This is a genomic window from Pseudomonas sp. 9_2_1 (assembly GCF_059295275.1).
The window spans coordinates 2,679,167-2,691,848 of record NZ_CM181239.1 but is presented as its reverse complement, the minus strand read 5'-3'; the positions used below and the strand labels follow the sequence as shown (position 1 = coordinate 2,691,848).

Genomic DNA, 12,682 nt, shown 5'->3' with positions numbered 1-12,682 from the left:
GGGGATGCTAGCAAGCGGATGTGAAAAAAATGTCGAAAATCGACAGATCGTTACAAAACAAAAGGATATAAAAAGAACAAAACAATCTAACAAAAGGAAATATTAAAATTGAAAGCCAACGGCCATCTCCCTAGTCTGGGTGCATCGCTAGCTGCCCCATACAAGGAACAACGCCCATGCCTTCCCGACCCTTTTCCCCCCTGCGCCGCCTGCTGATCGGCGGTTTGCTGGCCAGTGTCGCCAGTGCCCTGCTGCCGTGGTCGCAAGCCGTGGCCGAAGACGCCAAGACCTTGCGCATCGGTTACCAGAAATTCAACAGCATCAACATTCTCAAAGGTAGCGGCGCGTTGGAGAAGGCCCTGGCACCGCAGGGGGTAACTGTCAGCTGGCACGAATTTGCTGCGGGCCCACAGTTGCTCGAAGCCCTGAGCACTGGTGCAATCGACCTCGGCCACGCCGCCGACGCGCCTTCGGTGTTTGCCCAAGCCGCAGGCAAGCCGGTGGTTTACCTGGCCGCCGAACAACCCTACCCACGCGGCATCGGCCTGGTGGTGCGGGAGCAGGACCACCTGGCCCGCGTGCAGGACCTGAAAGGCAAGCGTGTAGCCACCGGCCGTGGCTGGAACGCCCAGTATCTGTTGGCCGTGGCTTTGCAACAGGCTGGCCTCAGCTACCAGGACATCACCCCCGCCTACGTCAACAATGCCGCCGACGCGGTAGCTGCCCTGCAATCGGGCAGCGTCCAGGCCGTGACCCTGTGGGACCCGTTCCTCGCCGCCGCAGAGCACCAGCCCGGCCTGAAAAACCTGCGCGATGGCAACGGTTTGTCCAGCAACCGCACCTTCTACCTGTCCACCGCCAGCTTCGCCGACCAGCACCGCGCCCTGCTGAAAACCTTCTTCGCCGAACTGGGCAGAGTCAGCCAGTGGGCCAACAGCAAGCCTGCCGAGGTTGCCGCCTTGCTGGCCCCACAGCTAGGGATCAATGCCGACGTGCTGGAAGTGGCCAGCGAACGACGCAACTACAACGCCGTGGCCATCACCCCGCAAATAATTGCAGAGCAACAGAAACTGGCCGATACCTTCCAGGGCCTGGGCCTTATCCCGCGCAAGCTGCAGGTAGCCGATGCGGTCTACCCTGCCTCCGTGTTGCCTTGAGCGGAGAATGCCAGCCATGCCCCGCCCGATCCGCTTCAACGCCTTCAGCATGAACGCCGCCAGCCACCAGTCCCCCGGCCTGTGGCGCCACCCGCGCAACACCAGCGTGGCCTTCAACCGCCTCAGCTACTGGACCGACCTGGCCCGGCTGCTCGAACGCGGCCTGTTCGACGCCCTGTTCATCGCCGATGTGCTGGGTATCTACGACGTCTACCAGGGAGGCCCCGAAGCCGCCCTGCGCGGTGGCGTGCAGGTGCCGGTCAACGACCCGCTGCTGCTGGTGCCGGCCATGGCCGGGGTCACCGAGCACCTGGGCTTCGGCGTCACCTTTTCGCTTACCTACGAGCACCCCTATCCGTTCGCCCGGCGCATGTCCACGCTCGACCATCTGAGCAATGGCCGGGTCGGCTGGAACATCGTCACCGGCTACCTCGACAGCGCCGCGCGCAACCTGGGCCTGGCGCGCCAGCTGGGCCACGACCAGCGCTACGACCTGGCCGAGGAATACCTGCAGGTGCTGTACAAATTGTGGGAAAAAAGCTGGGACGACGATGCGGTGCTGCTGGAGCGTGACAGCGGGCGCTACATCGAGCCAACCCGGGTACACCCCATCAACCATGTTGGCGAGCATTTCCAGGTCCCCGGCATGCACCTGTGCGAACCGTCGCCGCAACGCACGCCGGTGTTGTTCCAGGCCGGTGCCTCGGCACGCGGCCAGCAGTTTGCCGCGCAGCATGCCGAATGCGTGTTCATCAGTGGGCCGACGCCGACGGTGCTGCGCCGTTATGCCGACGGCATCCGCCAGGCCAGCGAAACGGCCGGGCGTGGCCGCGACGAGGTGCTGATCTACGCCCAGGCGCTGCTGATCGTCGCCCCCACGCGCGAAGAAGCCGAGGCACGCTTTGCCGATTACCGCCGCCATGTCGACCTGGACGCCGCCCTGGCGCTGCTGTCGGGGTGGACCGGTATCGACTTCGCCGGCCTCGACCCCGACGCGCCCATCGAGTACGTCGAAAACGATGCCGGCCGAGCCGCCCTGGCCGCCTTCACCGCAGCCGACCCTGACCGCCGCTGGACCGTACGCGAGGCTGCCGGGTTCGTTGGCCTGGGTGGCCGCGGCCCGGTATTGGTGGGCGCTGCCAGCGACATTGCCGACCAGCTGGAGCACTGGCTGGACCTGACCGGTATCGATGGCTTCAACCTGACCTACGCCGTACAACCGGAGGACCTGGCCAATGTCGTCGAGCTGTTGGTGCCCGAGCTGCAACGCCGTGGCCGCTACCCGCTGAGCTACGCCGACGGCACCCTGCGCCACAAGTTGTTCGGCCAGGGCGACCGGTTGCCGGAGCAGCACGTGGGTCGCCAGGTCGACATTCAGCGATCAAATACCGGGTATTCCAACATTTAATTTGTGGATGGGACGCGCTCGACCCTATTCTGTCGCCACATCCCCTGCGCCGCACCGGCCGGTGCGGTTCAAGGCATGGGGAGAGAACAACAAGTCGAGATCGTCCATGTCGAACCAATCGTACTTCGCCCCCCACGGTGGGCACCCGGCTCAGACCGAGCTGCTGACTGACCGTGCCATGTTCACCGAAGCCTATGCCGTCATCCCCAAGGGCGTAATGCGTGACATCGTCACCAGCCACCTGCCGTTCTGGGACAAGATGCGCATGTGGGTCATCGCCCGCCCGCTGACCGGTTTTGCCGAAACCTTCTCCCAGTACATCGTCGAAGTGGCCCCGGAAGGCGGCAGCGAGCGCCCTGAAATGGACGCCAACGCCGAAGCCGTGGTGTTCATCGTCGAAGGCCAGCTGGACATCACCGTCGAAGGCAAGCACCACAGCCTGGTACCGGGCAGCTACGCCTTCCTGGCCCCGGGCGCCGAGTGGAGCCTGCGCAACAACAGCAAGGCCAATGTCACCTTCCACTGGCTGCGCAAGCACTACCAGAAAGTTGAAGGCCTGGATGTGCCGGAGTCCTTCGTCACCCACCGCGACAACGCCACCGTCATCGAAATGCCGGGCACCGAAGGCCGCTGGAAAACCACCCGCTTCGTCGACATGGCCGACATGCGCCACGACATGCACGTGAACATCGTCACCTTCCAGCCAGGCGGCGTGATCCCGTTCGCCGAAACCCACGTGATGGAACACGGCCTGTATGTGCTGGAAGGCAAGGCCGTGTACCGCCTGAACCAGGACTGGGTCGAAGTGGAAGCCGGCGACTTCATGTGGCTGCGCGCCTTCTGCCCGCAGGCCTGCTACGCCGGCGGCCCAGGCAACTTCAGCTACCTGCTGTACAAGGACGTCAACCGTCATGTGCACCTGACGCTCAACCCCAAGCGCTAAGCCCACGCTGATGCCCGCAAGCCCGCCAACCTGGCGGGCTTTCTGTTTGCCGCGCATACTCAGACACTTCGTCCCCGCGCGGTGCCAGCCATGAACCGCTGCCTGCTGCTCGCCACCCTGCTGCTGTGCACCCCTGCCCTGGCCGCCGATGACTGGAGCCTGGCCTACGACCGCGAAGGCATTCGCGTGTACCTGAGCGCTGCCAGCGACTCGTCCTACCAGCAGTTTCGAGGGGTCAGCACCATGAAAGCCAGCGTGCGTACCCTCACCGACCTGCAGGAGAACCTGCGGGTGGCCTGCAAGTGGCTGTACGCCTGCGATCAGATGCGCTTGCTGGACGTGGACGGCGACCGCACCTGGGTGTACCTGACCACCAACCTGCCATGGCCGACGATGCCGCGGGATATCGTGCTGAAGGTCACCAGCGAACGCCTGGAAGACGGCACCCTGCTGCGGCACCTCAGCGCCGAGCCCGACAGGATCCCCAAGGTCGAGGGGCTGATCCGGGTGCAGCGGTTGAGCGGTGAGTGGCGGATGAAACCCTTGGGTGAGCGCGAGACCGAGGTCACTTACCAGTTGCAGGCCGACCCTGCCGGGGACGTGCCGGGGTGGCTGGCCAACCGGTTTGTGGTGGATGCGCCGGTCGTGACATTGCGCACCTTGCGGGCGGTGGCGGAGCGCCAGCCTTGAAGGGCTGCTCCAGCGCCTGCATCGCGGTACCCGCCAGACCAGCGAGGGCCAGGCGCTGTCCGCGGTAATGTCCGATCCATGCAGAAGACCGCCTCGGTGTTCGATCGCCTCACCGACCAGGTCGTGCAGCGGCGTGAGGTTTATTACCTGGTGGTGCCACAAGGGCGAACCGTCACGCCGACGATCCTGGGGCTGGTGGACTGGCTGCGCGATGCATCGCCCGCTGGCTGAGCAGTCAAGCGGGGCTGCTGCGCAGCCCGAAAATTCTACGCTGCGGTGGCGGCCTGCAGCTGCGCACACGCCTTGGCCCTGCGCCGATAAGCCAACAACAACCCCCCGTACCACAAGGGCATCACATACAGCGCGGTGCGAGTGTCCGGTTCCAGCGCCAGCAGGCACAGCACGAAGATCAGGAACAGCTGCGACAGCGCTGCGGTGACCTTGCCGCCCGGCAGCTTGAACTTCGACTGGGCATGCGCCAACGGGTTTTGCCGGCGGTAGGCGAAGTAGGACATCAGGATCAACGACCAGGTAACGATGATCATCACGGCAGAAATGGTCGACACCAGGGTGAACACCGTCATTACTTCCGGGATCACGAACAGCAGCGTCAGCGCAATGGCCATGCACACCCCCGAGAACACCAGCGCGCGCACCGGCGTGCCCGAGCCCGACAGCCGGCCGAAGGCCACCGGCGCCTGCTGCTGATGCGACAGGCCGTACAGCATCCTCGAGCCCGAATACACGCCACTGTTGGCTGACGAGGCGGCCGAAGTCAGCACCACAAAATTGATGATACCGGCCGCGGCTGGCAGCCCGCCAAGCAGGAACAGCTCGACAAACGGACTGCGGTTAGCCGGCACATTGGCCCAGGAGATGACGCTGATGATGCACACCAGCGAACAGATATAGAACAGCAGGATGCGCACCGGGATGGTGTTGATGGCCTTGGGCAAGGTCTTTTCCGGGTCCTTGGCCTCTGCCGCTGCGGTGCCGATCAGTTCGGTACCCACAAAGGAGAAGATCGCGATCTGGAAGCCGGCAAGGAAGCCAAGGAAGCCATGGGGCATGACCACCCCCGGCGCCACCAGGTGGCTGAACGATGCGGTTACGCCGACCGGGCTGGTGTAGGACGTGGCGACCATGACCAGCCCGGTCACCACCAGTAGCACGATGGCCACGATCTTGATCAGGCCGAACCAGAACTCCACTTCACCGAACGCCTTCACCGCCAGCATGTTCAGCCCCAATAGCAGGAACATGGTGGCAAATGCCGGCAGCCAGGTGGGCACATCGGGGTACCAGTACTGGAAGAACCCCGCTACCACCACCACATCACCCACCGCCGCCACCACCCAGCTGAGCCAGTACGACCAACTGAGGATGAAGCCGGCCCGTGGGCCCAGGTAGTTGTGCACCAGCTCGGCGAACGACTCCATCTGCAGGTTGGCCAGCAGCATCTCGCCCATGGCGCGCATGATGCAGAAAACGAAGAAGCCGATGATGGCATAGACGAGAATGATCGAAGTGCCGGAAAGCGCAATGATCTTGCCCGACCCCATGAACAGGCCGGTACCAATGGCGCCACTGATCGAAATAAGCTGGATATGCCGGTTTTCCAGTCGCCGTTTAAGCACGCGACCCGCTTCCGGCGGTGTGCTTTGCGCATTGCACGTTTGCTGCATAGTTGACCTCTTATTCTTTTTTGTAAAACCTCAGCATCCCGCACCGCACCCGTTAATAGGGACTGACGTGCAGGTTCAAGTCATCAAAGACTGACGAAGCGTGGGGAGTAACACAGATGACTGACAGTGCCCGGCGCAACTTCGCAGCGGGTTTGCCTATTCAATTGAAACGCACCCGGGTGACGTGCCGCGAAAGCCGTTTAATTTTGCCAGCGGCCCAGGTCAAGCGGAACGCTACAGAGTGCACAGCGCCAACGCGATTTTGTGCAGTGTGAAAAGCCTGGGTGACAGTTTGCGCAATGCGCGGGGCCCAACGCTTGACCCTTCGGTCACATCTTGTAGGTCGAGAGCAGGATGCTGGTCTCGGTGTTTTCGATGTGTTGTATCGAGCGAATGGCGTTCAACGCCCGGTCGAAGGCTTCCAGGGTGTCGGCGCGCAGCTCTGCCATCAGGTCCCAACGGCCGTTGGTGGTATGGATCGCCACCACGTTGGGGTGCCCACGCAGCGCGTGCTTGACCTCTGCGGCGTGGTGGCCGCTGATGCCGATGCTGGTGATTGCCCGTACACCCTGGTCCAGCGCATCGGAGCGCAGGCGTACCGTGTAGCCGATGATCACGCCCTGCTCTTCGAGCCGGGTGATGCGGTTTTGCACGGTTGCCCGGGCCACCTTGAGCTTCTTCGCCAAGGTCAGCACCGGGGTACGCGCGTTGTCCCGTAACAGCGCAATCAGTTCCCGATCGATAGTATCCATTTAATCCTGCCAAATAATCAGATTGCTACTTTGGGGTGGCAGATTGTCTAGAAAGTTGACGAAACTGGCAACCTGCATTCTTCCGGTTGACGTAACCCTGCCGCAAAATATTCAGGCCGCGACACTTCGACAATTTCAAGCGTTTACCCTGCATTGCGGGGTGAGTGCACAATAACAAGGTGCAAGCACATGACGTATTTCATTGATGTTCCAACCATGTCGGACTTGGTGCATGACATTGGCGTAGCGCCGTTCATTGGCGAACTGGCTGCGGCCATTCGTGATGACTTCATGCGCTGGCAAGAGTTTGATAAATCCGCGCGTGTCGCCAGCCACTCGGAAGTGGGCGTGATCGAACTGATGCCCGTGGCCGATAACAGCCGCTACGCCTTCAAATACGTCAACGGCCACCCGGCCAACACTGCCCGTGACTTGCATACGGTAATGGCTTTTGGCGTGCTGGCCGATGTCGATACCGGCTACCCGGTGCTGCTGTCCGAACTGACCATCGCCACCGCGCTGCGCACTGCGGCCACCTCGTTGATGGCGGCGCAGGCACTGGCGCGGCCCAACTCACGCAAGATGGCGCTGATCGGTAACGGTGCGCAGAGCGAGTTCCAGGCCCTGGCCTTCCACAAACATCTGGGCATCGAAGAAATCGTCGCCTATGACACCGACCCGCTGGCCACTGCCAAGCTGATCGCCAACCTCAAGGAATACAGCGGCCTGACCATCCGCCGCGCAAGCTCGGTGGCCGAAGCGGTGAAAGGCGTCGACATCATCACCACGGTGACGGCCGACAAGGCTTACGCCACCATCATCACCGCCGACATGCTCGAACCCGGCATGCACCTGAACGCCGTGGGTGGCGACTGCCCGGGCAAGACCGAGCTGCATGCCGATGTGCTGCGCAACGCCCGGGTGTTCGTCGAGTACGAGCCGCAAACCCGCATTGAAGGCGATATCCAGCAATTGCCAGCGGACTTCCCGGTGGTCGACCTGTGGCGCGTGCTGCGAGGCGAAACCGAGGGCCGCCAGAGCGACAGCCAGGTCACCGTGTTCGACTCGGTGGGCTTCGCCCTCGAAGACTACACCGTGCTACGGTACGTATTACAGCAAGCGGAAAAGCGCGGCATGGGCGCGAAGATCGACCTGGTGCCGTGGGTGGAAGACGACCCTAAAGACCTGTTCAGCCATACCCGTGGCCGTGCTGCCAAAACCCGCATCCGACGCGTTGCCTGACCTTTCCCAACGGGTATTTCTACATGGCATTTCCAACGCGTTCGATTCAAGCACCTGCAGCAGTGGTCATGGTCAGGCCGCATGCGTTCACCCCCAACCCGGAAACCGCAGCCGACAACTCGTTCCAGCGCAGCAGCAGCGGGGCTGCCGGGCAGCACCTGGCCGAAGTGGCCCGCGATGAAGTGACCCACGCCGCTGGCAGGCTGGAAGCCGAAGGCGTGCGCGTGCACCTGTTCGACGATTTTGGCGAGCACGACACCCCGGACTCGGTATTCCCCAACAACTGGTTCTCCACGCATCCAGGCGGGCACATCGCGATCTACTCGATGTACTCGCGCAACCGCCGCCGCGAGCGCCGCGCCGATGTGATCGAGATGCTCAAGCATGAGTACCGCGTGCAGGATGTGATCGACTATTCGGGGCTGGAACAGGACGACCTGTTCCTTGAGGGCACCGGCGCCATGGTCTTCGACCACCTGTCGCGGGTGGCCTACACCGCACGCTCCAACCGCGCCGACCCGATTGCCCTCGAGCGGTTCAGCACGCACTTCAATTTCGAGCCGATGGTGTTCGATACTGCCGATGAGCACGGCACGCCGATCTACCACACCAACGTGCTGATGTGCGTGGCGACCGAGTTTGCCCTGGTGGGGTTTGACACGTTCACCAACAAGGCGCGGGCTGAAGAAGTGCGGATGCGCCTGATTGAATCGGGCCGCGATGTGATCGCGCTGAGCAACCTGCAGATCAGCCAGTTCGCCGGCAATGCCATCGAGCTGTCCGGGCGTGACGGGCGCATCCTGGCGCTGTCACGCAAGGCCTTCGACAGCCTGACCGCCGAGCAGCGCCAGCGCATCGAACGCTCGGCGCGGCTAGTGCCGCTGGACGTGCCGACCATCGAAATGGCCGGCGGCTCGGTGCGCTGCATGATTGCCGGGATTCACCTGTCACCGCGCCTGATTGCGGCGTGTGCCTGACTCACGGGTGCTTGCCATCGCATTTGCATCGCCTGTGAGGTCTAGCGCCGCCCGCGCGACGCTTCGCGGGGCAAGCCCTAATGCCAGGCAGTTAAGCAATTGGGGCCGCTTTGCGGCCCATCGCCGGCAAGCCAGGCTCCCACAAGTACGGCGCATGGCTTGAATTCGATGCGGTCGGGGTGGGAGCTGGCTTGTCGTGGCGACGAACCGCGGCGATGGGCTGCGCAGCAGCCCCATTAGCCTTAACTGACTGACACTCTCTTGCCCCGCGAAGCGCCGCGCGGGCGGCGCTCGATCTCACAGGCGCTGCATATCTTGTGGCAAACACCTGTCTGCCCTTATGGGATCCCTATAGGGCTCCATGACTATCCCGCTGGGATCACAACCTGCTACTCCACCACCCCACACGCCACCCGCGCCCCACCCCCGCCAAGCTTCGCGGGGTGGTCGCTATGGTTGTCACCGCCAGCATGCACCATCAGCGCGTGGCCTTTGAAATCCTCGGCTTTGAGGCGCGGCGCCAGCACCGGGTAAGTGGCCTTGCCATCCGCCCCGACATACAGCGCCGGCAAGTCCCCGCGATGGCCGCTGTCATCGTACGGGCCTTTGTGGGCATTGCTGGTGTCCGGGTCCCAATGACCACCGGCAGCCCCGGCCGGCACGCTCTTGCCGCCCTCTTCAGCCGCTGCACAAGACCCTTTCTGGTGCAGATGGAAGCCATGCACACCCGGCGGCAGGTCCTTGAGGTCCGGGGTCAGCAAAGTGCCGTACTTGTTCTGCTCGATGCTGATGGTGCCGATCGACTTGCCCGGGCCATCGGCACCTGCAAGCTTGAGTTCCACAGTCTGGGCCGCCTGGGCCAGGCCGGTGCTGGCCAGCAATGCGGCGAATACTGCTGCTTTCATCATGTTTCTCCATGGCTTGGGATGTTGGGCGTCGTACCCACGTAACAGGTGGGACTGCGCAGACTGCCATGCATTCCCTCCAGCCACAGACTGAAACACTTCCCCCTCGGCCGCTAGATGCCGCCGCCCGCCAGCAGTTGCGTCATCACCTCGGCCAGCGCCTTGATCATCACGTCCGCTGTCGGCCGGTGGACAATGACGATTTCATAGCTGTCGACCTCCGGCAGCCCCTGCCTGCCTCCCAGCACCTGATGCTCGCCAGTCGCCGCCCTTGGCGGCAGCAGGCTGATGCCCATGCCATCGGCAACCGCCGCCTGGATGCCGCTGAGGCTGGAGCTGGTGAAACTGATGCGCCAGCGCCGGCCCATGCCTTCGATTGCACTGATCATGTCTTCGCGGTAGAGGCCACGGGGTGGGAAGGTCACCAGCGGGATCGGGTCCAGCTCGAAAGCCGGGGAGCGCGCGCTGTCGATCCATTGCAACCGCTCGGGCCAGCAGGCCACGCCTTCGCGGGTGTTGCGCCGCTGCTTGAGCAGCACCAGGTCGAGCTCACCGTTGTCGTAGGCCTGGCTGAGGTCACGGCACAGGCCGCTGGTCACCTCGAGTTTTACCTGCGGGTGCAGGCGACTGAAGGCCGACAGCGCATTGGTGGTACGCCCGCCAACGAAGTCCTCGGGCACGCCAAGACGCACCGTGGTGCCCACCATCGCCCCGGCCAGGGCTTCGAGCATCTGGTCGTTCAGCGCCAGCATGTGCCGGGCGTAGCCGAGCAAGGTCTGCCCTGCGTCGGTCGGCAGCACGTCGCGGTTGCCACGCACCAACAGGCGGTGGCCGACCATGTCCTCCAGGCGGCGCACCTTCTGGCTGATGGTCGACTGGGTCGAATGCAGGCGCGCGGCTGCGGTGGTAAAGCTGCCGCAATCGGCCACCACGACGATAGCGCGCAGCAGGTCGAGGTCGAACAGGGCCCTATTCGATTTAACGCTGATAGACATCTTGATATTCAACTGCTGAATGGCAAGCCTGACTTCTATCACGCCACCTCGTGCACCGCAACGCGATGGGCTAATCACCCAGGGCGACACCTTCACGCCGGGGGTCGGCCCCGCCCGACCAGCCTTCGCCATGGCGCTGGATGATCTGCATGCCGCTGGTCATGGTCATGGGCGTCACCTCATGACCCCAGGCCGCCAGCTGCCGGATCAGCGCCGGACTGGCCAGGCCCGCTTCCACCTCGGTGCCGGCATTGCGGCTGCCGAAGTTGGGCAGGCCAGCGGCCTGCTGCGGGTCGAGCTGCCAATCCAGCAGGCCGATCAGGGCCTTGTTCACATAGCCGATGATCTGTGAGCCGCCCGGTGAGCCGAGGCTGGCCACCAGTTCACCAGAAGCACGCGAGAACACCAGCGTGGGCGCCATGGCCGAGAGCGGGCGCTTGCCTGGCTGCACCCGGTTGGCCACAGGTTTGCCCTGTTCCTGCGGGATGAACGAGAAGTCGGTCAGGTGATTGTTGAGCAAGAAGCCCTTGACCATCAGGTGCGAACCGAACGCAGCCTCCACCGAGGTGGTCATGGCCAGGGCCTGGCCGGCGTCATCCACCGCGCTGAGGTGCGAGGTGGAAATGCGCAGTGGCGAGCGGTCCGGGGCCAGCGCCAGGTCCGCGCCGTGCGGCTGGCCCGGGCGGGCCTGCTTCATGCTGTGCGCGGTAATCTGCCTGGCACGGCTGGCCAGGTAGGCGGAATCGGTCAGCGCCTTGACCGGCACCGGTACATAATCGCTGTCGGCCAGGTACTGGGCACGGTCGGCATAGGCAAGGCGCTCCGCCTCGGCGATCAGGTGCACGGCCAGTGGCCGAGCCTCGAGGCCCGCCGGGGATGTGGTCGCGACAGGCGGCAACGCTGCGAGGTCGCGTTGCGGCGCTGCGCGCTGTGCAGCCTCAAGAATGCCCAGCGTCTGCAACACTGTCACCCCGCCCGAAGATGGCGGCGGCATGCCACAGATGCGCCAGGCCTTGTAAGGGCCGCAGACCGGTTCGCGCTGCCTGGCCTGGTACTGCCGCAAGTCCTGCAGCGACAAGTAGCCGGCATTGGCGTGGTTGCGTACCTTGTCCACGATGGCTTCGGCGATCTCGCCGCTGTAGAACACTTCGGGACCTTGCGCCGCGATCTGCTCGAAGGTTTGCGCCAACGCCGGGTTGCGCAGGGTCGTGCCCACCTGCAGTGGCCGGCCTTGTTGATCCAGGAAGTAACTGGCCATGCTCGGCGACCCGGCAATGTACGGATCGCCGGCCACCAAAGCATGAAGGCGCCGGGAGACCGGGAAACCATTTCGCGCCAACCCGATGGCGGGTGCGAACAGGTCGCGCCACGGCAGCTTGCCGTGCTGCTCGTGAGCCAGCTTCAGCGCACGCAAGACCCCAGGCACGCCTACCGAACGCCCACCGATCTGCGCCGTCCGGAACGGCATGGGTGTGCCATCGGCCTGCAGGAACAGTTTTTCCGTCACCGCCGCCGGTGCCGCCTCGCGGCCATCAAAAGCCTGCACACGCTTGCCATCCCAGTACAGGATGAACGCCCCGCCACCAATGCCACTGGATTGCGGTTCGACCAGGGTCAGCACCATCTGCATGGCAATTGCGGCATCGATGGCGCTGCCTCCGGCCCGCAGCATCGCCCGTCCCGCCTCGCTGGCCAGCGGGTTGGCTGCGGCAGCCATATGCCGGCTGGCATGCACCGGCTGCAGGCCGCTGCGGTAACCGGATGCCAGCTCTGGTGGCGCAGGCAGAAGCTGGTCGGCGCAGACCCAGCCACTGGCAGCCAGCAGGCAAAGGGCGCCGACCAGCGGCGTTGGAAATCTCATGGTTGCGCGTCCTGCCATCAGCTATCAGGAAAGTCACTGTGGGTCATGCACAAACTTGACTTCAAGC

Annotated in this window: 12 protein-coding genes; 7 read left to right on the top strand and 5 right to left on the bottom strand. The window is 63.8% G+C overall.

The window, feature by feature from the left end:
• The first annotated feature begins 176 nt into the window (after positions 1-176).
• The 5 genes from AC5O5I_RS12075 (at position 177) to AC5O5I_RS12055 (ending at position 4,429) form a co-directional block, all read left to right on the top strand.
• Positions 177-1,157 (top strand): aliphatic sulfonate ABC transporter substrate-binding protein, encoded by a 981-nt coding sequence (locus AC5O5I_RS12075; protein ID WP_172221282.1) that lies wholly within the window; start codon positions 177-179, stop codon positions 1,155-1,157.
• A 16-nt stretch (positions 1,158-1,173) separates the two neighbouring features.
• Entirely contained in the window at positions 1,174-2,565 is a 1,392-nt protein-coding gene (locus AC5O5I_RS12070; RefSeq protein ID WP_172221279.1) for an LLM class flavin-dependent oxidoreductase, read from the top strand.
• A gap of 106 nt (positions 2,566-2,671) precedes the next feature.
• Positions 2,672-3,508, top strand: coding sequence for a bifunctional allantoicase/(S)-ureidoglycine aminohydrolase (locus AC5O5I_RS12065; protein WP_172221276.1), 837 nt, complete (start codon positions 2,672-2,674; stop codon positions 3,506-3,508).
• Between the two features lie 90 nt (positions 3,509-3,598).
• Complete coding sequence (locus AC5O5I_RS12060; RefSeq protein WP_172221273.1) at positions 3,599-4,198, top strand: START domain-containing protein; 600 nt, start codon at positions 3,599-3,601, stop codon at positions 4,196-4,198.
• A gap of 78 nt (positions 4,199-4,276) precedes the next feature.
• Entirely contained in the window at positions 4,277-4,429 is a 153-nt protein-coding gene (locus AC5O5I_RS12055) for a hypothetical protein (protein ID WP_175586149.1), read from the top strand.
• Between the two features lie 35 nt (positions 4,430-4,464).
• Here the strand turns inward: AC5O5I_RS12055 and AC5O5I_RS12050 are convergent, their stop codons facing one another.
• Positions 4,465-5,883: an amino acid permease gene (locus AC5O5I_RS12050; RefSeq protein WP_172221270.1), complete on the bottom strand. Its 1,419-nt coding sequence runs from the start codon at positions 5,881-5,883 to the stop codon at positions 4,465-4,467.
• 329 nt (positions 5,884-6,212) lie between these two features.
• The gene (locus AC5O5I_RS12045; RefSeq protein ID WP_172221267.1) at positions 6,213-6,635 is read right to left on the bottom strand and encodes an Lrp/AsnC family transcriptional regulator; all 423 of its coding nucleotides are present in this window, start codon (positions 6,633-6,635) and stop codon (positions 6,213-6,215) included.
• 189 nt (positions 6,636-6,824) lie between these two features.
• Here AC5O5I_RS12045 and ocd point away from each other — a divergent pair, with 189 nt between their 5' ends.
• Together ocd and ctlX are read left to right on the top strand one after the other, a co-directional pair.
• Entirely contained in the window at positions 6,825-7,877 is a 1,053-nt protein-coding gene (gene ocd / locus AC5O5I_RS12040; RefSeq protein WP_172221264.1) for an ornithine cyclodeaminase, read from the top strand.
• A gap of 23 nt (positions 7,878-7,900) precedes the next feature.
• Complete coding sequence (gene ctlX, locus AC5O5I_RS12035) at positions 7,901-8,854, top strand: citrulline utilization hydrolase CtlX (RefSeq protein WP_172221261.1); 954 nt, start codon at positions 7,901-7,903, stop codon at positions 8,852-8,854.
• A gap of 389 nt (positions 8,855-9,243) precedes the next feature.
• Here the strand turns inward: ctlX and sodC are convergent, their stop codons facing one another.
• From sodC to ggt, 3 genes are all read right to left on the bottom strand, one after another.
• On the bottom strand, positions 9,244-9,759 hold the full coding sequence (gene sodC, locus AC5O5I_RS12030; protein ID WP_172221258.1) for a superoxide dismutase family protein: 516 nt from the start codon (positions 9,757-9,759) through the stop codon (positions 9,244-9,246).
• 113 nt (positions 9,760-9,872) lie between these two features.
• Positions 9,873-10,754: a LysR substrate-binding domain-containing protein gene (locus AC5O5I_RS12025; protein ID WP_172221255.1), complete on the bottom strand. Its 882-nt coding sequence runs from the start codon at positions 10,752-10,754 to the stop codon at positions 9,873-9,875.
• Between the two features lie 70 nt (positions 10,755-10,824).
• Entirely contained in the window at positions 10,825-12,615 is a 1,791-nt protein-coding gene (gene ggt / locus AC5O5I_RS12020; protein ID WP_172221252.1) for a gamma-glutamyltransferase, read from the bottom strand.
• Between the last annotated feature and the right edge of the window lie 67 nt (positions 12,616-12,682).

Excerpts from the sequence above, each read along its gene's own strand:
- AC5O5I_RS12075 (WP_172221282.1), top strand. The coding sequence starts at position 177 with ATGCCTTCCCGACCCTTTTCCCCCCTGCGCCGCCTGCTGATCGGCGGT.
- AC5O5I_RS12070 (WP_172221279.1), top strand. The coding sequence starts at position 1,174 with ATGCCCCGCCCGATCCGCTTCAACGCCTTCAGCATGAACGCCGCCAGC.
- AC5O5I_RS12065 (WP_172221276.1), top strand. The coding sequence starts at position 2,672 with ATGTCGAACCAATCGTACTTCGCCCCCCACGGTGGGCACCCGGCTCAG.
- AC5O5I_RS12060 (WP_172221273.1), top strand. The coding sequence starts at position 3,599 with ATGAACCGCTGCCTGCTGCTCGCCACCCTGCTGCTGTGCACCCCTGCC.
- AC5O5I_RS12055 (WP_175586149.1), top strand. The coding sequence starts at position 4,277 with ATGCAGAAGACCGCCTCGGTGTTCGATCGCCTCACCGACCAGGTCGTG.
- AC5O5I_RS12050 (WP_172221270.1), bottom strand. The coding sequence starts at position 5,883 with ATGCAGCAAACGTGCAATGCGCAAAGCACACCGCCGGAAGCGGGTCGC.
- AC5O5I_RS12045 (WP_172221267.1), bottom strand. The coding sequence starts at position 6,635 with ATGGATACTATCGATCGGGAACTGATTGCGCTGTTACGGGACAACGCG.
- ocd (WP_172221264.1), top strand. The coding sequence starts at position 6,825 with ATGACGTATTTCATTGATGTTCCAACCATGTCGGACTTGGTGCATGAC.
- ctlX (WP_172221261.1), top strand. The coding sequence starts at position 7,901 with ATGGCATTTCCAACGCGTTCGATTCAAGCACCTGCAGCAGTGGTCATG.
- sodC (WP_172221258.1), bottom strand. The coding sequence starts at position 9,759 with ATGAAAGCAGCAGTATTCGCCGCATTGCTGGCCAGCACCGGCCTGGCC.
- AC5O5I_RS12025 (WP_172221255.1), bottom strand. The coding sequence starts at position 10,754 with ATGTCTATCAGCGTTAAATCGAATAGGGCCCTGTTCGACCTCGACCTG.
- ggt (WP_172221252.1), bottom strand. The coding sequence starts at position 12,615 with ATGAGATTTCCAACGCCGCTGGTCGGCGCCCTTTGCCTGCTGGCTGCC.